The organism is Pseudarthrobacter chlorophenolicus A6, from assembly GCF_000022025.1.
Lineage (GTDB): Bacteria > Actinomycetota > Actinomycetes > Actinomycetales > Micrococcaceae > Arthrobacter > Arthrobacter chlorophenolicus.
On sequence record NC_011886.1, the window covers coordinates 3,988,394 to 4,010,572 of the forward strand.

19 protein-coding genes are annotated in these 22,179 nt (G+C 67.1%); 8 read left to right on the plus strand and 11 right to left on the minus strand.

All coding sequences use genetic code 11. The features are described from left to right. Nucleotides 1-31: 31 nt before the first annotated feature. Nucleotides 32-1,417, minus strand: a complete 1,386-nt coding sequence (locus tag ACHL_RS17975) for a protoporphyrinogen/coproporphyrinogen oxidase (protein ID WP_015938737.1) — start codon at nucleotides 1,415-1,417, stop codon at nucleotides 32-34. Nucleotides 1,418-1,704: 287 nt separating this feature from the next. On the opposite strand from ACHL_RS17975, the gene ACHL_RS17980 reads away from it, so the two are divergent. Further along, nucleotides 1,705-2,385 (plus strand): GntR family transcriptional regulator, encoded by a 681-nt coding sequence (locus ACHL_RS17980; RefSeq protein WP_015938738.1) that lies wholly within the window; start codon nucleotides 1,705-1,707, stop codon nucleotides 2,383-2,385. Nucleotides 2,386-2,642: 257 nt separating this feature from the next. Here the strand turns inward: ACHL_RS17980 and ACHL_RS17985 are convergent, their stop codons facing one another. From ACHL_RS17985 to glyA, 8 genes are read right to left on the minus strand one after another with little or no spacing between them, the layout of a single operon-like run. Further along, a complete protein-coding gene (locus ACHL_RS17985) occupies nucleotides 2,643-2,894 on the minus strand; it encodes a hypothetical protein (RefSeq protein WP_015938739.1) in 252 nt (83 codons plus the stop codon). A gap of 1 nt (nucleotide 2,895) precedes the next feature. Beyond that, a complete protein-coding gene (gene purU / locus ACHL_RS17990; protein WP_015938740.1) occupies nucleotides 2,896-3,792 on the minus strand; it encodes a formyltetrahydrofolate deformylase in 897 nt (298 codons plus the stop codon). Nucleotides 3,793-3,795: 3 nt separating this feature from the next. Continuing rightward, entirely contained in the window at nucleotides 3,796-5,223 is a 1,428-nt protein-coding gene (locus tag ACHL_RS17995; RefSeq protein ID WP_015938741.1) for an L-serine ammonia-lyase, read from the minus strand. Beyond that, nucleotides 5,223-5,873 carry a sarcosine oxidase subunit gamma gene (locus ACHL_RS18000; protein ID WP_015938742.1) on the minus strand — a complete coding sequence of 217 codons (651 nt, stop codon included), beginning with the start codon at nucleotides 5,871-5,873 and terminating at the stop codon, nucleotides 5,223-5,225. The genes ACHL_RS17995 and ACHL_RS18000 overlap by 1 nt, the downstream gene beginning before the upstream one ends. Next, nucleotides 5,866-8,808: a 2Fe-2S iron-sulfur cluster-binding protein gene (locus ACHL_RS18005; protein WP_015938743.1), complete on the minus strand. Its 2,943-nt coding sequence runs from the start codon at nucleotides 8,806-8,808 to the stop codon at nucleotides 5,866-5,868. The genes ACHL_RS18000 and ACHL_RS18005 overlap by 8 nt, the downstream gene beginning before the upstream one ends. Next, the gene (locus ACHL_RS18010; protein WP_015938744.1) at nucleotides 8,805-9,215 is read right to left on the minus strand and encodes a sarcosine oxidase subunit delta; all 411 of its coding nucleotides are present in this window, start codon (nucleotides 9,213-9,215) and stop codon (nucleotides 8,805-8,807) included. The genes ACHL_RS18005 and ACHL_RS18010 overlap by 4 nt, the downstream gene beginning before the upstream one ends. A 29-nt stretch (nucleotides 9,216-9,244) precedes the next feature. Continuing rightward, on the minus strand, nucleotides 9,245-10,465 hold the full coding sequence (locus ACHL_RS18015; RefSeq protein WP_015938745.1) for a sarcosine oxidase subunit beta family protein: 1,221 nt from the start codon (nucleotides 10,463-10,465) through the stop codon (nucleotides 9,245-9,247). After that, a complete protein-coding gene (gene glyA, locus ACHL_RS18020; protein ID WP_015938746.1) occupies nucleotides 10,462-11,805 on the minus strand; it encodes a serine hydroxymethyltransferase in 1,344 nt (447 codons plus the stop codon). Before glyA ends, ACHL_RS18015 begins: the two co-directional genes overlap by 4 nt. Before the next feature lie 124 nt (nucleotides 11,806-11,929). On the opposite strand from glyA, the gene ACHL_RS18025 reads away from it, so the two are divergent. Beyond that, nucleotides 11,930-12,598: a GntR family transcriptional regulator gene (locus tag ACHL_RS18025; protein ID WP_015938747.1), complete on the plus strand. Its 669-nt coding sequence runs from the start codon at nucleotides 11,930-11,932 to the stop codon at nucleotides 12,596-12,598. Nucleotides 12,599-12,649: 51 nt separating this feature from the next. On the opposite strand, the gene ACHL_RS18030 is transcribed toward ACHL_RS18025, so the two are convergent. Both ACHL_RS18030 and ACHL_RS18035 read right to left on the minus strand, forming a co-directional pair. Next, entirely contained in the window at nucleotides 12,650-13,024 is a 375-nt protein-coding gene (locus tag ACHL_RS18030; protein ID WP_015938748.1) for a VOC family protein, read from the minus strand. A gap of 78 nt (nucleotides 13,025-13,102) precedes the next feature. Further along, nucleotides 13,103-14,311, minus strand: a complete 1,209-nt coding sequence (locus ACHL_RS18035) for an ROK family protein (RefSeq protein WP_015938749.1) — start codon at nucleotides 14,309-14,311, stop codon at nucleotides 13,103-13,105. Nucleotides 14,312-14,402: 91 nt separating this feature from the next. Between ACHL_RS18035 and ACHL_RS18040 the strand changes: the two genes are divergently transcribed. The 6 genes from ACHL_RS18040 (at nucleotide 14,403) to ACHL_RS18065 (ending at nucleotide 22,134) form a co-directional block, all read left to right on the plus strand. Continuing rightward, nucleotides 14,403-15,680, plus strand: coding sequence for an ABC transporter substrate-binding protein (locus ACHL_RS18040; protein WP_015938750.1), 1,278 nt, complete (start codon nucleotides 14,403-14,405; stop codon nucleotides 15,678-15,680). A 38-nt stretch (nucleotides 15,681-15,718) separates the two neighbouring features. Then, the gene (locus ACHL_RS18045; RefSeq protein ID WP_015938751.1) at nucleotides 15,719-16,660 is read left to right on the plus strand and encodes a carbohydrate ABC transporter permease; all 942 of its coding nucleotides are present in this window, start codon (nucleotides 15,719-15,721) and stop codon (nucleotides 16,658-16,660) included. Then, nucleotides 16,657-17,544, plus strand: coding sequence for a carbohydrate ABC transporter permease (locus ACHL_RS18050; RefSeq protein WP_015938752.1), 888 nt, complete (start codon nucleotides 16,657-16,659; stop codon nucleotides 17,542-17,544). Before ACHL_RS18045 ends, ACHL_RS18050 begins: the two co-directional genes overlap by 4 nt. Nucleotides 17,545-17,594: 50 nt before the next feature. Then, nucleotides 17,595-19,313 carry a glycoside hydrolase family 13 protein gene (locus ACHL_RS18055; RefSeq protein WP_015938753.1) on the plus strand — a complete coding sequence of 573 codons (1,719 nt, stop codon included), beginning with the start codon at nucleotides 17,595-17,597 and terminating at the stop codon, nucleotides 19,311-19,313. Between the two features lie 2 nt (nucleotides 19,314-19,315). Beyond that, complete coding sequence (ppgK, locus tag ACHL_RS18060) at nucleotides 19,316-20,092, plus strand: polyphosphate--glucose phosphotransferase (protein ID WP_015938754.1); 777 nt, start codon at nucleotides 19,316-19,318, stop codon at nucleotides 20,090-20,092. Nucleotides 20,093-20,202: 110 nt separating this feature from the next. Next, on the plus strand, nucleotides 20,203-22,134 hold the full coding sequence (locus ACHL_RS18065) for an amylosucrase (RefSeq protein WP_015938755.1): 1,932 nt from the start codon (nucleotides 20,203-20,205) through the stop codon (nucleotides 22,132-22,134). Nucleotides 22,135-22,179 lie beyond the last annotated feature (45 nt).

A 22,179-nucleotide genomic window follows, 5' to 3' on the forward strand; every position in this document is an offset into this window, starting at 1 on the left:
GGTTCAGGGTGGAAGTTTCGGGGGATGCGGGTCAGGCGACGATGGACAGGCCGGAGAGCGGCGGTGCCTGCCGGTGCGTTGCCAGGACGCTGGCAGCCTCCTGGGCTGCGGAGAAGCCGGTGGTGATGGAGCTTTCGGTGTACAGGGTGCCCAGGTAGTCGCCGGCCAGGAAGACGCGGTCGGTTCCGCGCATCAGGGTGGACTGGATCTTTGCCCGGCCCGGGAAGCAATACGGTGAGGCGTTCTTCCACCGGTCCACCTTGGCCTCCACCACACTGCCCGCGAAGCCGTGGCCAAGGACCTGGTCCAAATCGGTCAGGTGGGTGTTGATGACCTCCTCCTCGGGCTTCTCCAGCAGGGCCTTGCCGAGGCTGGCGGGTGAGAAGGTCATGAAGCTGCCGCCGGGCTTGCGGACGGATTCGGTGCCGCGCACGATGCTCGCCTGGTTTAGGGCAATCGCGAAGGAGCGCTTGGGGGCGGCGATGGCGTAGATGTCATCCCACGGCTTTGCGGTGGTTTCGTTCGTGAGGAAGGCGGTGCTGACGTGCGGACCGTACTTGATCTGGTCCAGCGCCCCGCGAAGCTCCTCGGGCAGGTCCACGCCGATCTTGTGCGAGACGTCGGCAGTGGTGGCCAGGACCACGGTGCGGGCCTCCACTTCGCGGTCGACGCCGTCCTGGCGGTACCGGACCAGCACGGAATCCTTTTTGTGGACTACTTCCTGCACCACCGCGCCGAGCTCAATGCGGTCGCCCAGTGCCGCGGCAATGGATTCGGTCAGGGTGGACGGTCCGCCCACGATGCCCTGGCTGAGCCCCTGGCCGAAACCGAGGACCAGGCTGAAGTAGCCGATGCCGGCGCCGGCGGAGATCTGGTCCATGTCACCGGCGGACCGGGTCACTGTGGTCTTGAACAGGGCGGCGGCGTCCTCGGACAGGTTGCCCACGAAGTCCTGGAAGGAGGTGCTGTTCTCGAAGTCGTAGATCCGCTGCTGGCGCATGGCACCTGATTCGCCGATGCGCTTGCGCACCACGCCGGTGTACTTGGCCACTCCGCTGACCACCTTCAGGCCGGCACGCATGGTGTCGACGCGGGCGGCCAGGGACATGGGGATGCGGAAGGGGTAGGTGGCGATGTGTCCCTTCTTGATGAACTTGCCGTTCATGGACAGCCCCTGCAGGGAACCGGGGATCTGGACGGCCATCACGCCGACTTCGTTGAGCAGGGCATCCGTGGAGGAACCGGCGCCGGCGAAGACGTGCCCGCCCCAGTTCAGCCAGTAGTCACCGCGCCGTTCGGAACGGATGCGTCCGCCCACCCGGGTGCCCGATTCCAGGACCACTGTGTCCCAGTGCCTCAGCCGCCAGGCCGCCGAGAGGCCGGCGAGTCCGCCGCCAACGATTACTGCGTCTTTCATCTGACCATTTCCTTGCTGTTGTTCGTTGTGCCCGGTAGCCGCCGTCGGTGGCTGCGTCCCGAAGTTACGTGGGCCGGCACGGCCCAGGTTCCGGAACCTTCGCGCCGGAGGTGCCCCGCCGCCGTCGGGCTTCACCGCCGGGCGAAGCCGGAACCTGATCTTTGTGACTCAAACCACCATAGGATGTGATCACAGATCACACAATAGTTTCAGCAAAGATTTCTTTGGCCTTCGGAGGCTCGCTGTTGAGCCGTCCGGGCCGGCCTCCCCGGCCGTATATTGGACGGGTGGTCATTTCCAAGCGCATCGAGCCCACCCTGCTGACGGATCAGGTCTTTGCGATGATCCACGCCTCGATCCTCAGCGGCGACCTTCCGGCTGGCTCCCGGCTCAAGGTGCGGGACCTCGCCGAGCAGGTGGGCACCAGCGTGATGCCGGTACGTGAGGCCATCCGCCGGCTGGAGGAGATGGGCCTGGCGGAGCGGGAGCCCCACAAGGGTGCCGTGGTCAAGAGCCTGACCTACGAGGAACTCATCCACGTCTACGGCGTCCGCAGGCTCCTGGAAACGGAGGCGGCCCGGCTGGGCAGTGAAAACATCACACCCGAGGACTGCCAAAGGATGCAGGCCGAGTACGAACTGATGCGCAAGGCCATCGATGAGCAGCAGGTGATCGCCCTGCTGGACCACGATGAGGCGATGCTGGCCATCCTCTACCAGGCCAGCGGCAACCCTGTATTGCTCCAGATGATCCGGACGCTGTGGCAGCAGTGCCGGGCCTACAAGATTGTCGGCGCGCAAGGCTCCCTGGACTCCGGCACTGACGATTCGCTGTGGCGGTACCAGCAGGACCTGGTGACGGCGGCACGCAATGGTGATGCGGCGGCCGCGTCAGCGGTGAACGAAGCCTCCCTGGTGGATGCCACCGAGCGCATCAGGGCCCGGCTCGCCGAGCAGGCCACAACGTAATGCTCGACATCCCCCTGGTGGTCCGGGCACCATGATGGGCCCTTCCACCCGACGCCGCTGAATCTCCCCAGGTTTGGCCAGCGGCACCAAGCGGACGACGCCGCGTGGCCTGGACACGCCGTCGAGCCTTCCCAAAGATGGGGAGACTCAGCGCCGGCCGCGACTTTCGGGCGGGTTCGGCTCAGGGGGCACAGCAAAAAGCGCGGCCGGCCACCCGTCGGGGCAACCAGCCGCGCTTCAGCTGTAGAGATGTCCGGTCAGACGCTGACCGGGGCCGCCGCCTGCAGGAGGTGGTGGGCGTCGAGGAGTTCCGGCTCGATCCAGACCTCGTGGCCTTCGTGGACGCTGTACAGGGTGCGGCCCTGCGAAGCGTCCGCCATCAGCCACACCATGGACGAATCGGGCATGGCATCATCCACCACACCGTTGCGGACGGTGCGGCCGTATTGCCGGATCTCGACCGGGACGCCGATGAGGCGGTTCCAGTCCTGGTAGCGGCGCAGGCCCATGCTAGCGGAGCACCACGGTGCGGTTGCCCTGCAGGATGACCCGGCCTTCGCAGTGCCACTTCACCGCGTTGGAGAGGGCCTTGCATTCAGTGTCGCGGCCCGCGGCCACCAGGTCCTCGGGACCGTACGTGTGGTCCACGTCCACCACCTGCTGGGAGATGATGGGCCCCTCGTCCAGCTCTGCGTTGACGTAGTGCGCGGTGGCGCCCACGGTCTTGACGCCGCGTGCGTAGGCCTGGTGGTAGGGCTTGGCACCCTTGAAGCTGGGCAGGAACGAGTGGTGGATGTTGATGGCCCGGCCGTCCAGCTTCCGGGTCAGGTCGTCGCTGAGCACCTGCATGTAGCGGGCCAGCACCACCAGTTCGACGTCGAGGCCGTCTACCAGTTCCATCAGCTCCGCTTCCGCTGCGGGCTTGGTGTCCGCAGTGACAGGGATGTGGTGGAACGGGATGCCGTGCCACTCCACCAGCGCCTGGTGGTCGCGGTGGTTGGACACCACTGCCACCACGTCCACCGGCAGTTCGCCGATGCGGGCGCGGAACAGCAGGTCGTTGAGGCAGTGCCCGAACTTGGACACCATGATGAGTACTTTGCGCTTGGAGCCCTGGCGTTCCAGCTGCCAGCGCATGCCGAACTTCTCCGCCACGGGGGCGAAGGAGTCGCGCAGGACGTCCAGCGTGGAATCGTCACCCTCGGAGACGAAGTGCACGCGCATGAAGAAGTGGCCTTCGGAGCGTTCGCCGAACTGCTTGTTGTCGATGATGTCGCAGCCGTGCTCCAGCAGGAAGCCGGACACGGCGTGGACAATTCCGGGCCCTTCCGGGCAGTCCAGGGTGAGGACGTGTTCCACGGTGGTGGGCGCCTTGGGCGCGGGGAGATGGGTTTCAGTGGCAGTCATGGTTCAGCACTCGATCACATTCACGGCGAGTCCGCCTCGGGAGGTTTCCTTGTACTTGGTTTTCATGTCGGCTCCGGTATCGCGCATGGTCTTGATCGCCTTGTCCAGGGAGACCTTGTGGCTTCCGTCCCCGTGCAGGGCCAGCCGGGCCGCGTTGGTCGCCTTGACGCTGGCGATCGCGTTCCGCTCGATGCAGGGGATCTGCACCAGCCCGCCCACGGGGTCGCAGGTCAGGCCGAGGTTGTGTTCAATCCCTACCTCGGCGGCGTTCTCCACCTGCGCCGGCGTTCCGCCGAGCACTTCGCAGAGCCCGGCGGCGGCCATGGAGCAGGCGGAGCCCACCTCGCCCTGGCAGCCAACTTCGGCGCCGGAGATGGAAGCGTTGGTCTTGAACAGGATGCCGACGGCGGCCGCGGCCAGCAGGAAGCGGACCACACCGTCGTCGTCGGCTCCCGGAACAAACTTCACGTAGTAGTGCAGGACGGCGGGAACAATGCCCGCTGCCCCGTTGGTGGGGGCGGTGACAATCCGCCCGCCGGCGGCGTTCTCCTCATTCACGGCCAGCGCGAAGAGGTTCACCCATTCCATCGCGAGTAGAGGATCCGCCGGCGCCTGGACGGGCGACGGCGATGCTGCCGCTGCCTTGGCGGACGCTTCGGCCGAAGCGGCGGAGGCAGTCAGGGTGCGGAACAGGGCGGGCGCCCGCCGGGTGACCTTCAGGCCGCCGGGGAGGATGCCCTCGGCGTTGCAGCCGTTCTCCACGCACTCCTTCATGACGGCCCAAAGCCCCAGGAGTTCTTCCCGGAGTTCGGCCTCGCTGCGCCAAGTCAGTTCGTTGGCGAGCATGACCTCGGAGATGGACATGCCTTCGCGGCTGCAGATCTGCAGGAGTTCGTCAGCCGTGGAGAACGGGTAGGGCAGCACGGTGTCATCCGCCACCACCTTGTCCGCACCCTCGGCCTCGCCGTCCACCACGAAGCCGCCGCCGATGGAGTAGTAGCTCCGCTCGCTCAGCACGGAACCTGTGTGGTCCAGCGCCCGGAACGTCATGCCGTTGGGGTGCGCGGGGAGGGACTTGCGCCGGTGGAGGACCACGTCCTCTTCCCAGTTGAAGTCCACCCGGTGCGTCCCGGCGATCTGGAGTTCGGCGTTGAGTGCTGCAGCGGCCACCTGGTCATCGGCAGTGAAGGTGTTGACCGTCTCCGGTTCCAGGCCCTGCAAACCCAGCACCACTGCCTTGTCCGAGCCGTGGCCGCGGCCCGTGGCGCCCAGGGAGCCGAAGAGCTCCGACTGGACCCGGGCGGTGGAGGCCAGGTGGCCGTCGCCCTTCAGCCCGTCCGCGAAGAGCTTTGCCGCCCGCATCGGGCCCACCGTGTGTGACGACGAGGGCCCGATGCCGACAGAAAAGAGGTCAAGGACGCTGAGCGCCATCAGGGGACCTCTGGTGAGGCGTACTCCCGCATGCCGTCCAGGAGCCAGCGGCCCAGGAACTCGGCGAACGAGGCCCGCGGGAACACCCGGAAGGACTCCTCGCCGGTCTTCCACAGGAGGGCGGGAATGTTCCCGATTTCCGTGGAGTAGGCCGTTCCGGCCTTGAAGACGCGGGGGTGCAGGTCCAGCGAGCAGCCCTTTTCGAGGACGGAGCGGGCCTGCGGGCCGGTCAGTTCGAAGGTGGTGCGGTTGGCCGAGAGGTCAACCACCTGGCCGGCGTCGCCGCCCAGCGCGTCCCGGAGCGACTGGATCAGGCTGCCACCCAGGGACTCGTGGGCTTCGGTGGGCGCAACCACCAGGAACTCGGCCGGGCCCAGCCACAGGACGGAGGTGTCGCCGTTGCCGGCAACGTCTCCGGACCGGGCGGGCAGGCCGCCGGTCACGGCGGCGATGCGCTGCGCAGCGTCGGATCCTGCGGCCGCCCGGATCCCCACCATGGTCAGGAAGGGGACCTCGGAGATTTCAACGGTTCCGGCCAGCGAGCCTGCCGCGAACGCGTCCCTGAGCACTCCGGCCGGGCTGGTGCGGACCGCGAGGTCCTTGTCGGCCGGGGTCTTGGCGGGGGTGGGGGAAGCTGCTGTCTCAGCCATCTTTGCGGGTCCCTTCGGAGTCAAAAAGCACTGTCTCTGCAACAACAACGTCCACCAGCTGGTCGCCGGCGGCAGCAATCAGCGTTTCGCCGATGCGGTTGCGTCCGTTCTTGATCAGGGCCAGGCCGAAGGAACGGCCCAGCGCTGCGCTGTGGTAGCTGGAGGTGACGAACCCTTCCATCGGCACGGGGCCGTAGGCGGGGTTGGTGGAGCGTCCCTTTTCCACCAACTGGGTGCCTTCGGGCAGCCGCAGCGTGCGGTCCACGGGAAGGACGCTGACCAGGTGCTTGCGGTCTTCACGCTGGGCGTCCACGCGGGAGTAGGAGCGCTTGCCGATGAAGTCCTTGGCCTTGGAGACGATCCACTCCATGCCGGCATCCTGCGGGGTTACAGTGCCGTCGGTGTCCTGCCCGACGATCGGGTAGCCCTTTTCGGCGCGGAGGACGTGCATGGTTTCGGTGCCGTACGGGGTGATGTTGAACTCGGCACCTGCTGCGGCCACGGACTCCCAGGTGTTCAGGCCGTACCAGGCCGGAACATTGATCTCGTAGGCGAGTTCGCCGGAGAAGGAGATCCGGCAGACCCGTGCCCGGACGCCGGAGGCGAGGGTGGTCTCACGGAAGGTCATGAACGGGAAGTTTTCAGCATCCAGTCCGCCGTTGGCGGCCAGTTCCGGGGCCACCTTGGCGATCACTTCGCGGGACTTGGGCCCCACGACGGCAATGGTGTTCCACTGCTCGGTCACCGAGGTGCACTGCACGTCCAGCTCAGGCCATTCGGTCTGCAGCCATTCCTCCAGGTGGTCCAGCACCTTGGCGGCGCCGCCGGTGGTGGTGGTCATGAAGAAGGTGTCCTCGTCCAACCGGAGGGTCACGCCGTCGTCGAAGATCATGCCGTCGGCCAGGCACATGACGCCGTAGCGTGCCGAGCCCGGGGCCAGCTTCTTGAAGGCGTTGGTGTAGACGCGGTTCAGGAACTCGCCCGCATCCTTGCCGCGGATTTCGATCTTGCCCAGGGTGGTGGCGTCCATGAAGCCCACCGAGTCGCGGACGGCGGCGCATTCGCGCAGCACTGCGGCGTCCATGTCTTCCCCGCCCTGCGGGTAGTACCAGGGGCGCTTCCACTGCCCGACGTCCTCGAAGAGCGCACCCTTGGCAACGTGCCATGGCTGGATCGAGGTGATGCGGGCGGGGTCGAAGAGCTCACCGCGCTGGCGTCCGGCGAGGGCCGCGAAGGCCACCGGGGTGAACGGTGCGCGGTAGGTGGTGGTGCCGATGTCACCGATGCCGCGCGAAGCCTCGCCGGCCGTGCGCAGGGCCGCCGCGATCACGCCGATGGCGTTCACGCCGGAGGTCTTGCCCTGGTCGTTGGCGGTGCTGATGGAGGTGTACCGCTTGATGTGTTCCACCGAACGCATTCCCGCGCCGGTGGAGCGGAGGACGTCCGCCACTGACTGGTCGCGCTGGAAGTCCACGAAGTGGTGGTGCCAGTCGTCCGGGGTACCCTCTTCGCCCGGTACCAGCCACAGCTGGCGGGTGGGGGCGGAAGCCTTCAGCTCCGGGAGGACGGAAGGCTCGACGGCGGATTCGAAGCCCGCGGCGATGGCCGCCTTCGCGCCGGCGGAGATGCCCTCGGCGAGGCAGTCTTCGGTCGCGAACGAGCCGCGGCCGGAGCCGATGGTCTGCTGGTTGGGAACCTCGGTGCTGGGCACGAAGGCTGCCAGCTCGTCGTCCCAGCGCAGCTTGCCCTGTCGCTGGGAGTGCAGGTGCACCAGCGGGCTCCAGCCGCCGGAGACGGCCAGCAGGTCTGCTGCGATCTGCTCGACGCCGGAGGTGAGTTCGCCGTCGTCGTTGATGCTGCGGACGGTGACGCCGTCCAGCCGGCCGGCGGAATCAGCGCTGGTGTTGGCCACCGCGCTGCCGATCAGCACCCGGATCCCGGATTCGACGGCGGCGGTTGCCACGGCGGTGAGCTTGGGACGGGCGTCAACGACGGCTGCGACCTTGACGCCAGCTGCTGCGAGGTCGGCGGCGGTGGCGTAGGCGCTGTCGTTGGTGGTGCTGATAACCACGCGCTGGCCAGCGGCCACGGCGTACCGGTTCAGGTAGCTGCGGACGGCCGAGGCGAGCATGATGCCGGGGCGGTCGTTGTTCTCGAACACCAGGGGACGCTCATGCGCCCCGGGGGCGAGGACCACCTGACTGGCACGGATGTGCCAAATCCGCTGGCGGGAGACGCCGGGGGCAGCGGGGCTGGTGAGGTGGTCGGTGCGGTTCTGGACGGCGATGACGTAGTTGGCGTCGTAGGCGCCGAACGCGGTGGTGCGGTTCAGGACCGTGGATTCCGCGCCGGAAACCAGTTCGGCTTCGACGTCGGCCACCCATTCGAGGGCGGGCTTGCCTTCGATGGTTTCGGCCAGGCCCTCGGCCATGGAGCCGGAGAGCAGGGAGCCGCCGAGTTCGGGCTGGTCATCGAGCAGCATGACGCGGGCACCGGTGCGGACGGCTTCGCGGGCTGCGGCAAGGCCGGCAGGGCCGCCGCCGATGACCAGGACGTCGGTGTGGACGTACTTCTTGTCGTATTCGGCGCGGTCCTCAGCCGGATCCAGCTTGCCCAGGCCGTTGAGCTGGAGGGCCTGGAGTCCGTCAACGAGGGAAACGGTGGTAGCAGGGAGCATGGACTCGGCCACGTGACCGGGGAAGCGGGCTTCCACGCGGACCAGCGCGTTGGCTTCTTCGACGCCGGCGGACATGATGCCGCGGTGGCGGTCCTCGTAAAGCGAGTTACCGGCAGCGATGCGGCCGTTGGCGAGCAGTGCGGAGGCCAGGGTATCGCCGGGGTGTCCGGTGAACTCCTCGCCGTCCACGGTGAAGCGCCAGGAAATGGTGCGGTCGATGCGGCCGCCGGTGGCCAGGCGGGCGTTCTGGGAGGTCACTTGGTGGCTCCTTCCGGGGCTGCAGTGGTGGCGGAGGAAATGCTGGTGCCTGAAATATCGGGGGCGGCGGTCCCTGTGGTGGTGCTGTCGGCGGCAACGCTGGCGGTGCCGGACTCGGTACCGGGTGTGCCGGCTTGGTCAGGCCGCGGCGTTCCCATCGGGTAGATGGCCTGGATGTCGTAGCTCACGGTGTCCCGGAGCATGTTGAACCACTGGCGGCAGCCGGTGCTGTGGACCCAGCGTTCGGCGAAGGTGCCCTTGGTGTTGCTGCGGTAGAAGAGGTAGCGGGACCACTCCGTGTCGCTGAGCTCGTTGGGGTTTTCCGGGTAGGCGACGTGGGCCTGTCCCCCGTAGTGGAATTCGGTTTCGTCCCGCGGGCCGCAGTTGGGGCATGGGATCAGCAGCATGTGCGTTAGTCCTTTTCTGGTGGCGGCGGCTAGTGGGCCACGGCGGCGGCGCCGTGTTCGTCGATGAGGGCGCCGGTTTCGAAGCGCTCCAGGGAGAACGGCGCGTTCAGCTTGTGCGGGGCGCCGGTGGCGATGGTGTGCGCGAAGGTCATGCCTGCCGCGGGGGTGCCCTTGAAGCCGCCGGTTCCCCAGCCACAGTTCACGAACATGTTCTCCACCGGGGTGGTGCCGACAATCGGCGAGGCGTCCAGGGTGGTGTCCACGATGCCGCCCCACGTCCGGAGCACGTGGGCCCGGGCGAAGATGGGGAAGAGCTCCACGGCGGCCGCCATCTGCTGCTCGATCACGTGGAAGGAGCCGCGCTGGCCGTAGCCGTTGTAGGAGTCCACGCCGGCACCCATGACCAGTTCGCCCTTGTGCGCCTGCGAGACGTAGACGTGGACGTGGTTGGACATGACCACCGTGGGGTGGACCGGCTCGTGCAGTTCGGAAACCAGTGCCTGCAGCGGGTGGGACTGGATGGGGAGCTCAAAGCCCGCCATCTCGGCCAGGACCGAGCTGTGGCCGGCGGCGCAGAGGCCAACCTTTTCGGTGTTGATGGTGCCGCGGCTGGTCTTGACGCCCACCACACGGTCGCCGTCCTTGAGGAAGCCGGTCACTTCGCAGTTCTGGATGATGTCCACGCCCAGTTCGTCGCATTTGCGGGCGAAGGCCCAGGCAACATGGTCGTGCTTGGCGATGCCGGCGCGGGGCTGGTAGGTGGCGCCCATGACGGGGTAGCGGATGTTGTCGCTGATGTTCAGGATGGGGCAGAGTTCCTTGACCTGCTGCGGGTCCAGCCATTCAGCGTCAACGCCGTTGAGCTTGTTGGCGCCCACGCGGCGCATGCTTTCGCGGACATCGCCCAGGGTGTGGGCCAGGTTCATCACGCCGCGCTGGCTGAACAGGAAGTCGTACTCGAGTTCCTCGGGCAGGATTTCCCAGAGCTTGAGGGCGTGCTCGTAGATGGCGGCGCTCTCGTCCCAGAGGTAGTTGGAACGGATGATGGTGGTGTTGCGGGCCATGTTGCCGCCGGCCAGCCAGCCCTTTTCCAGGACCGCGATGTTGGTCATGCCGTGGTTCTTGGCCAGGAAGTAGGCCGTGGCCAGGCCGTGCCCGCCGCCGCCGACGATCACGGCGTCGTAGGAGGACTTGGGTTCCGGGTTGCGCCAGAGGAAATCCGGGTGTTCGGGGAGGTGGGGGGCGCTCACTGGGCTGCTCCAATCAGGTCTGCTTCGGCACCGGCCAGGCTGGTGCTGTTCTCGGAAAGATGCGGGTAAAGCGGGAATTGCTCGGCGAGCGCCGTGACGCGTGCGCGGAGTTCGACGGCGGTGTCCCCGGGCAGGGTGCCCGTGGACGCGGAGGCGATCAGCGCCGTCGCGATGATGTCCGCGACTTCAGCGAATTCCGTTGCACCGAAGCCGCGGGCGGCCAGGGCGGGGGTGCCGATGCGGAGGCCCGAGGAGACCATCGGGGGGCGGGGGTCGAACGGGACGGCGTTGCGGTTGACCGTGATGCCGATGTGGTGGAGGGCGTCCTCGCCCTGCTGGCCGTCGAGCTCGGAGTGCCGGAGGTCAACCAGGACCAGGTGCACATCGGTGCCGCCGTTGACCACGGAGATTCCGGCTTCCTGGACGTCCGGCTGCAGGAGGCGTTCGGCCAGCAGCTGGGCACCCTGCAGGACGCGCTCCTGGCGTTCCTTGAATTCGGGGGTTGCGGCGAGCTTGAAGGCCACGGCCTTGGCGGCAACCACGTGCTCCAGCGGGCCGCCCTGCTGGCCGGGGAACACGGCGGAGTTGATCTTCTTGGCGTATTCCTCCTTGGCGAGGATGACGCCGCCGCGGGGGCCGCCGAGGGTCTTGTGCGTGGTGGTGGTGACCACGTCCGCGTAGGGGACGGGGTTCGGGTGCAGGCCCGCGGCCACGAGGCCGGCGAAGTGGGCCATGTCCACCATGAGGTAGGCGCCCACCAGGTCGGCGATCCGGCGGAACTCGGCGAAGTCGAGCTGGCGGGAGTACGCGGACCAGCCGGCAACGATCAGCTTGGGCTTGTGCTCCAGGGCCAGGGCTTCCACCTCGGCCATGTCCACCCGCAGGTCCTCCTCACGGACGTGGTACGGGACCACGTTGTAGAGCTTGCCGGAGAAGTTGATCTTCATGCCGTGGGTAAGGTGGCCGCCGTGGGCGAGGGACAGGCCCAGGATGGTGTCTCCCGGGTTCAGCAGGGCAAACATGGCCGCGGCGTTGGCCTGGGCGCCGGAGTGCGGCTGCACGTTGGCGAATTCGGCGCCGAACAGTGCCTTGACGCGGTCGATGGCCAACTGTTCGATCACATCGACGTGCTCGCAGCCGCCGTAGTAGCGCTTGCCGGGGTAGCCCTCGGCGTACTTGTTGGTGAGGACCGAGCCCTGCGCCTCCATCACTGCCGACGGAGCGAAGTTCTCCGATGCGATCATCTCCAGGGTGGACTGCTGGCGGTGCAGTTCCAGTGCAACGGCGGCGGCGACGTCGGCGTCCACCGTGGCGAGCGAGGCGTTGAGTGCGTCCTGCATGTTTCTCCTTCTAAACCTGAAAGTCCTGATCCGTAACTGATCTGTAACTGATATATTAGAACTGACGTAATAGTATGTTCCAGATCACGTAGCAGTCAATAGCCACCCGGGAAGAGAGCGCAACATGGCCGTAATGCTGGAGAACTCCATCGCCGGCGAGGAGGACCTTTCGCTCTCCGAGCGGGCGTACCGGCACCTCCGGGACCGCCTGATCATGCTGGACATCCGCCCGGGAGACCCCATCAACGACGGCAAGCTCGCCGCCGAGCTTGGCATCGGGCGCACCCCCGTGCGGGAGGCACTCAAGCGCCTGGAAAGCGACCACCTGGTGGTTTCCTACCCCCGCAGGGGAACATTTGCCACCATCGTCGACATCACTGAACTCGCGGATGTCTCCGAGCTGCGTGAATCGCTGGAACCCTTGGCAGCCAAGCGGGCAGCCAAGCTGGCCACGCCTGCCCTGCGGGCCGAGATCCGGGAAACGGCCGCCGCAATCGCAGGCATGGGCGGCGACGATGACCCCTACGACCTGATGCGCTATGACATCAAGGTCCACCGGCTGATCTACCGGGCCGCCGCGAACGCGCACCTGGAAGACGTCCTGATCCGCTACGACAACCTTGCCACCCGCATCTGGTGCATGGTTTTGGAGAAGGTCCCGTCCGTGTCATCGCACATTGCCGAGCACGTTGAACTGCTCGAGGCAGTGGCCGACGGCGATTCCGAGCGCGCGGGCAAGCTCGCTTTGGAGCACGTCACCAGCTTCGAGCAGGCCATCCGCAACGTGCTGTAGGCGCGGACGCCGGGGCCCCTGCCTGGGGCCCCGGCGCTCAGGGTCGGGCCCCTACGGATCCAGGCGCTTGCGCAGGAGGCAGAACTCGTTGCCCTCGGGGTCCTGCAGGACGTGCCAGCTTTCGTCTCCGGCCTGCCCCACATCGGCGGGCCGGGCACCCAGGGCCAGCAGGCGTTCCAGCTCGGCGGCCTGGTCCCGGTCCACCGGGTTGACGTCGATGTGCAGCGGCAGCCGGCCGGTACGCGGATTGCTGCTGGGGCTCAGGATGATGGTGGGCTGCAGTCCGCCGAACCCGGCGGGAGGCCCGATCTCGATGTAGCCGTCTTCCCGGTCGAGCTCCACGTAACCGAGGACCTCGCACCAAAACCGCGCCAGCAGCTCGGGATCATTGCAGTTTAGGACCAGTTCACTGATGCGGCATGACATGGTGGCCAGTGTACGGGCAGGCGGACCCCATCCGGCCGATTTCGCACGGCAACTGCGCCACGGGGCAGGGCCGGCGTATCAGGGGCGGATGGCCCGCGGCAGGAATGCCATGGGCTCTCGCCTGAACCGTGTGAGGGCCGATTCAATGGCCCCGTGGACCACGGCTTCCGCGCCGAAGGTGCTGGCAACGAGGTCCGGAAGCGGCAGGCCGGAGTTCTCCGGCAGAAGCGTGCGGGCGCGCTCCAGGACCGGCTCAATGGCGCGCGAGATCCCGCCCGCTATGACCACCCGCTCGATATCCAGGAGGCTGGAGAGGACTACGGCGATCCGTGCCAGCCGGGCGCCGAGCCGGGCAATGATGTCCAGTGCCAGCGGGTCTCCTTCGCGGGCCGCCTGGAAGACATCCTCCGCGCTGATGTCCCCTTCAGGGATCCTGCGCAGCGACGTGTCCCCACCATAGGAACGGACCAGCGTGCGCGCCCACTTCCGGGCCAGGGCCCCGAAACCGTCCGAAGTCCCCTCCTCCGGTTCGAGCTTGCTGTCGGAAAGGATGTCCAGGAACCTCATCTCGCCGGCGCCTCCCCTGCGGCCGCGCAGCAGGCGCCCATCGACGATCAGGCCGGCACCGAACCGCTCCCCCGACAACAGGGTTGCCACATTGGCTGACGGCTCCTGCGCGTGCTCGGCGATGGCTGCGAGGTTGGCGTCGTTCTCGATGGTGACTGCCCCCTCAAGGTGCTGGTCGAACCCGGAATTCATGAGCTGCCAGAATTCTCCGGCCCCGGGAGACCTGCCGTCCGCATCCACCGGGGCGGGTACTCCCACCACGGTCAGCAGCACGTCGCCGGCATCGCAGCCCGCATCGGCCAGCGCCTGGCGGATCAGCTCCTGCGCGCCGGCAACGCGGCCGGCACGCCCCAGGGCGTGTGAGTCGATGCTTTGGCGCCGCTTGGCGAGCCCACGTCCACGGAGGTCCGCCACGATGGTGGTGAGGTGGCCTTCGCCGGCGTCGAGCCCCACCACAACCCCCGCAGCCTCGCGCAGCTGGTAGCGGCGCGCGGGCCGGCCTTTCAGTGCAGGACCGGACTCGCCGCCGTCGGTCACTTCCTCCAGCCAGCCGGCGTCAACCAGGCCGTCGCAGACGCCCAGCACCGTGGCACGGGTGAGCCCGGTGGCACCCATGGCTTCCCCGGCCGTGAACACCTGCTCCTGGAGCGCGAAGCGCAGCAGCGCCCCGGAGTTGATCTGCCGTAACAGTTGCGTCGAGCTCGCCGTAGTTCCGTCCACCCCTTGACGATAGCCCCTGCGTCCCCCATCCTCGTATAGGACCTAAATATAAGATCCAAATAAATTCTGTTCCACCCCCTCTTAGGAGCCGATGTTGCCACCTTTGCCGTCCGCCGGGACACGACTTTCCCGGCGAACCTTCCTAGCCGCCGCAGGAGGCTCGCTGGCCGCTTTCAGCCTTGCGGCGTGCAGCCCGGCCGGAGCCCAGCCCACCATCACGTTCCACCAGTCGAAGCCGGAAGCGGTTCCCTACTTCCGCGACCTCACAGCAAAATTCACGGCGTCGCAGGACCGCTTCAGCGTCCTGCATGACATGGCAACGAACCTTTCCGCCAGCTTCGTCCGCAGCAGCCCGCCGGACCTTGGCTGCCTCAACTACAACCTGGAGATGGCGCGGTTCATGGAGCGCGGCGCCCTCTCGGACCTGGCCGACCTTCCGGAAGCGGCAGCCATCCGCGGCGACGTCCTCGACCTCACCAACTGGTACCCCACCTACCCGGGCCGCACCAGCGTCATCCCCTACTCGGTCATGGCGGCGTCGGTCATCTACAACCGGCGTATCTTCGAGGCGAACGGCCTCTCGGTCCCCACCACCTGGGACGAGCTCATTGAGGTCTGCGAACGCCTCAAGGCTGTGGGGATCACTCCGGTCTACGGCACGTTCCGGGATCCCTGGACCATCGCGCAGGGCCTGTTCGACTACACCGTGGGCGGGATGGTGGATGTGCGCGGCTTCTACCAGTCCATGCACGAAGCGGGCGAGAAGGTGGGGCCGGATTCCGAGGCCTCCTTCCAGAAAACACTGCTGGAACCCGTCCGGCGCATGGTCCAGCTGAAGAAATACGTCAACCCCGATGCCGCCAGCCGCGGCTACGGGGACGGCAACACCGCCATGGCGCAGGGGCAGGCAGCCATGTACTTCCAGGGGCCGTGGGCCTTCGGCGAAATCGAAAAGGCCGGCACCGACGTCGACCTCGGCACCTTCCCCCTGCCGATGACCGACAATCCCGCCGACCTCAAGGTCCGCGTCAACATCGACCTTTCACTCTGGGTCCCCGAGGTCTCGAACGGACAGCAGGGGGCACGCGCCTTCATCCAGTACCTGATGCAGCCGGAGATCCAGGACACCTACAACGCCAAATTCCTGGGCTTCGGAACGGTCAAGGATGCCCCGCCGGTCACCGACCCCAGGATCGTGGAAATGCAGAAGTACTACGACGAGGGCCGCTTCTACATGGGCGCGTCACAGTTCATTCCCAACACGATTCCCGCTGCCAACTACATCCAGTCGATCATCGGCGGCGCCGATGCCGAGGGCACCCTGCGCCGGATGGACGCCGACTGGGCGCGCCTGGCGTTCCGCGCGTGACCACCCACCAGACCCAAGGCACGAAACGAGGACCATCCATGTCATCAATGACGAGACCTTCCACCGGGGCGGTGGTGGCAGCGCCCCCAGCACCGGCAGCTCCGCCACGGACGCGCAAACGCCGGGTTGATCCGCTCTACTACTTCTTCCTGTTCCCGTCCCTGGCGATCTTCACCCTCGCCGTGACGCTGCCCGCCGTGCTGGGCTTCGTCTACAGCTTCACCAACTCCGTGGGGTTCGGCGACTTTGAATTCATCGGTATCCGGAACTTCATCGCAGTGTTCCGGGATGACGGAATCCTCGGATCCTACGGATTCACGCTCGCGTTCTCGCTCGTGACGGTCATCCTGGTGAATATTGTGGCCTTCTTCCTGGCCCTGGGGCTCACGTCCCGCATCCGCTTCCGCGCCGCGCTGCGCACCGTGTTCGTCATCCCCATGGTGATCTCCGGCATTGTCATAGCTTTCGTGTTCCAGTACCTCTTCTCGAATTCGCTGCCGCTGGCGGGCCAGAGCCTGGGCATCGAGCCGCTCGCCACAAGTATCCTGGCCAACCCCGACCTTGCCTGGCTGGCGATCGTCCTGGTCACGGCATGGCAGTCGATTCCGAGCGCCATGCTGATCTACATCGCGGGGCTCCTCACCGTTTCCCCCGAGGTCTACGAAGCAAGCTCCATCGACGGCGCAACCCCCTGGCACAACCTGCGGCACATCACCCTGCCGCTTGTGGCCGGCTACGCCGTGATCAACACGGTCCTGGGCTTCAAGAACTACCTCAACACCTACGACATCATCGTGGGCCTGACCGACGGCGGCCCCGGAGTTTCCACGCGCAGCGTCGCCATGGCGATCTTCCGCGGCTTCGAAGGCGGCGACTATGCCTACCAGATGGCCAACGCCGTGATCTTCTTCCTCATCAGCGTCGCCATCGCACTCATCCAGCTCCGATTCACCCGTGGCAAAGGAGGGATCGCAGCATGAGCACAGCGACCCGCACCATCCCAGCAGAACCGTCGGCCACCCAAAAGCGGCGGCCCCTCGGCGGCCGGGAGCGCACCAACTGGCCGGCAACCGCCATCCTGATCGTCTGCACCCTCGGCGTGCTCGTCCCGCTGTACGTCACCGTCAGCATGGCGTTCAAGACCACCGGGCAGGCCGTCGACGGCAACGCATTTTCCCTGCCCAGCCCCCTGACCTTTGACAGCTTCGTCCAGGCCTGGACCCTGACCAACTTCTCGCGCGGCTTTGCGATCTCCGTCTTCGTGTCCGTCATCGCCGTGGTGGGTGAGATCGTGGTGTCGGCGCTGGCAGCCTACGCAATCGTCCGGAACTGGGACCGTAAACTCTTCCGCTGGTCCTTCTTCTACCTGCTCGCGGCCATGTTCATCCCGTTCCCCGTCGTGGCGCTGCCGCAGATCCAGCTCACGGGCCTGGTGGGACTCGACAACCCCCTCGGCGTCGCCATCCTGCACATCGTTTTTGCCCTGGCGTTCAACACCATGCTGTTCACGGCCTTCCTCCGTTCCATCCCGCTTGAGCTGGAGGAAAGCATGCGCATGGACGGTGCCGGGACCTGGCAGGTGTTCTGGCGGCTCATCTTCCCGTTGCTCGGGCCCATGAGCGCCACGGTGGGCATCTTCGCCTTCATCGCGTCCTGGAACGACTTCATGATGCCTTCGCTCATCATCTCCGACCCCGAAATGCAGACCATTCCGGTACTGCAGAAGATCTTCCAGACGCAGTTCAGCAACAGCTACAACGTGGCGTTCGCCTCATACCTGATGGCCATGGCGCCGGCCATTGTGGTCTACCTGTTTACCCAGCGCTGGGTCATGTCCGGCCTCACCCAGGGCGCCGTCAAGTAACTCCTCCGCCCGGCCCCACCCACACAACACCAGACTCAAAAGGAACCTTCGTGACCACCACCGCCATCACGGCACCCCGCACCGCCGCCACCTTCCAGGACGATCCCAACTGGTGGCGCCAGGCGTCCGTCTACCAGATCTATCCCCGCAGCTTCTCCGACTCCAACGGCGATGGCATTGGTGACCTGAACGGCATCACAGCGAAAGTCCCGTACCTGACGGAACTGGGCGTCGACGCCGTATGGCTGAGCCCTTTCTACCCCTCCGCCCTCGCCGACGGCGGCTACGACGTGGACGACTACCGCAACGTGGACCCCAAGCTGGGCACGCTCGAGGATTTCGACGCCATGGCCGGCGCCCTGCACGCGGCGGGGATCAAACTGATCGTGGACATCGTTCCCAACCACTCCTCGGACCGGCACGAATGGTTCCGCGAAGCCCTGGCCGCGCCCAAGGGGTCCGCGGCCCGCGATCGCTACATCTTCCGTGACGGGCTGGGCGAAAACGGTGAGCTGCCGCCGTCGGACTGGAACTCCGTCTTCGGCGGCCCCGTGTGGGAGCGCATCACCGAACCGGACGGGACCCCGGGCCAGTGGTACATGCACATCTTCGCCAAGGAACAGCCCGACCTGAACTGGGACAACCAGGAGGTCCGTGACGACTTCCTGACCACCCTCCGCTTCTGGTCCGACCGCGGCGTGGACGGCTTCCGCATCGACGTCGCCCACGCGCTCACCAAGAACCTGGAAGGAACACTGCCCTCCCAGGCAGACCTCGACGCCCGGGGCGAAGCACTGTTCCTTGCCGGCGAGCACCCGTACTGGGACCGCAATGAAGTCCACGGGATCTACGCCGAGTGGCGCAAGGTGTTCAACGAATACAACCCTCCCCGCACCGCAGTGGCCGAGGCCTGGGTACACGTGGACCGCCGCGCCAGGTACGCCAGCCCCGAGGGGCTGGGCCAGGCCTTCAACTTCGACCTCCTGCAGGCCGACTTCGACGCCGCGCAGTTCCGCCGGACCGTCACCAAGAACCTTGCCGAGGCCGAGGCGTCCGGCGCCTCGTCCACCTGGGTCTTTTCCAACCACGACGTGGTCCGGCACGCCACCCGCTACGGGCTCCCCGCCACCGGGTCCTCGGCGGAGGGGGAGATCATGGCCGGCCAGGCCGGGAAGCGCTGGCTGCTTGAGGGCGGCCGGCAGGAAGACGTGAACATCGAGCTGGGACTGCGCCGCGCCCGCGCCGCGTCACTGCTGATGTTCGCCCTCCCCGGATCCGCCTACCTCTACCAGGGCGAGGAGCTCGGCCTCCAGGAAGTCGGCGTCGAGATCCCGGATTCCGAACGCCAGGACCCATCCTTCTTCCGCAACAGGGGCGTCGAAATCGGCCGCGACGGCTGCCGCGTCCCGCTGCCCTGGAACACGGGCGGCAGTTCCTTCGGGTTCGGTCCGGGCGGTTCCCACCTGCCGCAGCCCGAGTGGTTTGCCGGCGCCTCGGTGGAAGCCCAGGAGCAGCGGGCGGACTCCACCCTGTCCCTCTACCGCCGGGCCCTGTCCCTGCGGTGGGAACTGCAGTCAGCCGAGACACTGGAATGGCTGGAAACCGGGCGGGAGGACGTGCTGGCCTTCCGGCGGCCCAACGGCTGGACCTCGGTAACGAACTTCGGCACCGAGCCCTTCGCGTTGCCCGCCGGCCGCCTGCTGGTGGCCAGCTCTGCGGTGGACGGCGGCGAGCTGCCCGGCGCGGCCACCGCCTGGCTGCAGGCCTAGCCGTGGAGTTCGGGCTGGGCATCGACGTGGGCGGGACCTGGATCAAAGGGGCTGTCGTCAACCTGGACAGCGGCGTCCCCGCCGGCGCCGTGCGCCGCCTCCGCACACCCGCGGGCGGCACTGTGGAAGCCGTCGCTGACACCCTGGACCGGCTGCTCAGCGAGCTCGAGACCCAGGCGCCCCTAACTCCGGCCCGGCCCATCGGCGTCGCCATCCCCTCGATTGTCCGGAACGGGGTGGCGGCGTCCGCGGCAAACATGGACCGCAGCTGGATCGGGCTGGATGTCCGGTCCTTCCTCGAGGCCCGGCTGGGACGCGCCGTGTGCGTAGTTAACGACGCGGACGCTGCGGGCCTGGCGGAAGTCCGTTACGGCGCGGGGCACGATGTCTCCGGCACGGTGCTGGTCCTGACCTTGGGAACCGGCATCGGATCGGCACTCATCGTCGACGGCCGGCTGGTGCCCAACCTCGAGCTGGGCCACCTTGAACTGGGCGGTTGCAAGGCGGAATCCCGGGCATCCGCCGTTGCCCGCGAGAATGAGGGTCTTGGCTGGCCGGAGTACGCCGGCAGGCTGCAGCAATACCTGCAGCACGTGGAGTTTCTCTTGTCACCGGACCTCATCATCCTGGGCGGCGGCATTTCGGCGTGCAGCAGCGAGTTCCTCCCCCGCCTTTCACTGCGCACCCCGGTCCTTCCCGCCGGCCTGGAAAACTCTGCGGGGGTGGTGGGCGCGGCCCTGTATGCCGCGGCGGGCAGGGAAGCGCCGGTACCGGCATGAAGCCCCACCGCAGCAGTCCGCGCCGCCGGAGTGTGACGTGGCATACTTCGGTACAAACACCGACCGCCGCTGACTCGGCGGGACCGGTGGCAGCCGGAAGGGGCCGTGGCATGCAGGAATCCGTCGGTGTGGAGCAACCCGTTGCCGGGCAGGACGGCCCGAGGGACGTTGTGCTGGCCGCACTGTCCCGGGAGCGTGCGGCGGGCCTGGCAGCTGACCCCGCGTTTGAGCGGCGGCTGGACCGGTACCTCCCGCTGCTGACCGGCCTGTTCCGCCCGCTGTACGGCGCCCGGGCGGACTGGCAGGACCAGCTGGCAGCCCTGGTGGTCCAGGCCGCCCGGTCCTGGCAGGAACGCACCCCGGAACTCAAAGCTTTGGACGCGGAGCGGGAGGCGGACCCGCACTGGTTCCAGTCCAACGGCATGCTGGGCGGGGTCTGCTACGTGGACCGCTACGCGGAGAGCCTGGAAGGGGTGCGCAGGAGCATCCCCTATTTCAAGGAACTTGGCCTCACCTACCTGCACCTGATGCCGCTGTTTTTGGCCCCCGAGCCGCACTCGGACGGCGGCTATGCGGTGTCCAGCTACCGGCAGGTCAACCCCAGGCTGGGCACCATGGAACAGCTGCGGTCTCTCGCTGCCGAGCTGCGCAGCCACGGGATCAGCCTGGTGGTGGACTTTATTTTCAACCACACCTCGGACGAACATGAGTGGGCCCGGAAAGCCGCCTCGGGAGACCCGGAGTTCAGCGACTACTACTGGATCTTTCCGGACCGCACCATGCCTGACGCCTTCGAGCAGAACGCCAGGGAGATCTTCCCCGAGAACCACCCGGGTTCGTTCATCCGCATGGAGGACGGCCGCTGGGTGTGGGCCACGTTCCACACGTACCAGTGGGATCTGAACTATGCGAACCCCGACGTGTTCCGCGCCATGGCGGGCGAGATGCTGTTCCTGGCCAACCAGGGCGTGGATATTTTGCGCATGGATGCGGTGGCCTTCATCTGGAAGCAGCTGGGCACCACGTGCGAGAACCTCCCCGAGGCCCACTCGCTGCTCCGGGCCTTCAATGCGGTGTGCCGGCTCGCTGCGCCGTCGCTGCTGTTCAAATCGGAGGCGATCGTGCACCCGGACGAGGTGGCACTGTACATCGACCCCGCCGAGTGCCAGCTTTCCTACAACCCGCTGCAGATGGCGCTCATCTGGGAATCCCTGGCCACCCGGGACGTGTCCCTGCTCGCCCAGGCGCTTGAACGTCGGCACAACATCCCGGCCGGCACCGCCTGGGTGAACTATGTCCGCAGCCACGACGACATCGGTTGGACCTTCGCCGACGAGGACGCCGCGGAGCTGGGCATCAACGGCTTCGACCACCGCCGCTTCCTGAATTCGTTCTACGTCAACCGGTTCCCCGGCAGCTTCGCCCGCGGCGTCCCCTTCCAGGACAACCCCCGCACCGGGGATTGCAGGATTTCAGGGACGACGGCGTCGCTGTGCGGCCTGGAGGACAGCCCGGCGGAGGCGGTGGAAAGGATCCTCCTGGCCCACTCGGTGCCGTTCAGCACCGGCGGCATCCCGTTGCTGTACCTGGGTGACGAGGTGGGGCAGGTCAACGACTATGCCTACGCCGGCGAACCCGGCCACGGGGAGGACAGCCGCTGGGTGCACCGCCCGCATTATCCGGCGGAGCAGTATGCCCGCAGAACAGACCCCTCCACGCCCGCGGGTGCGGTGTACGCGGGGCTGCGCCGGATGGCCGAGGTCCGGGCCGGCACCCCCGAGCTGGCGGGAACGCAGCTGATCGACTTCGCCACGCACAACCGATCGGTGCTTGCGTACCAGCGGCCCGGCTCGCCTCCGGAAAGCACCCGGGTGCTGGCCCTGGCCAACTTCAGCGACTCCGCCCAGAACCTGCCCGCGGAGACGTTCAGCGGGTTCTCCCCCGCCGCCGTCGACCTTCTTTCCGAGGCCGCCGTGCAACTGGACAGCGGCCTCACCCTCCTCCCCCGGCAGTACCTCTGGCTGCGCGTCACGCCCCTGTAGCATCCGCGGCCCGTTTTCCTAACGGGCCGCGGCGCGTGAAACCAT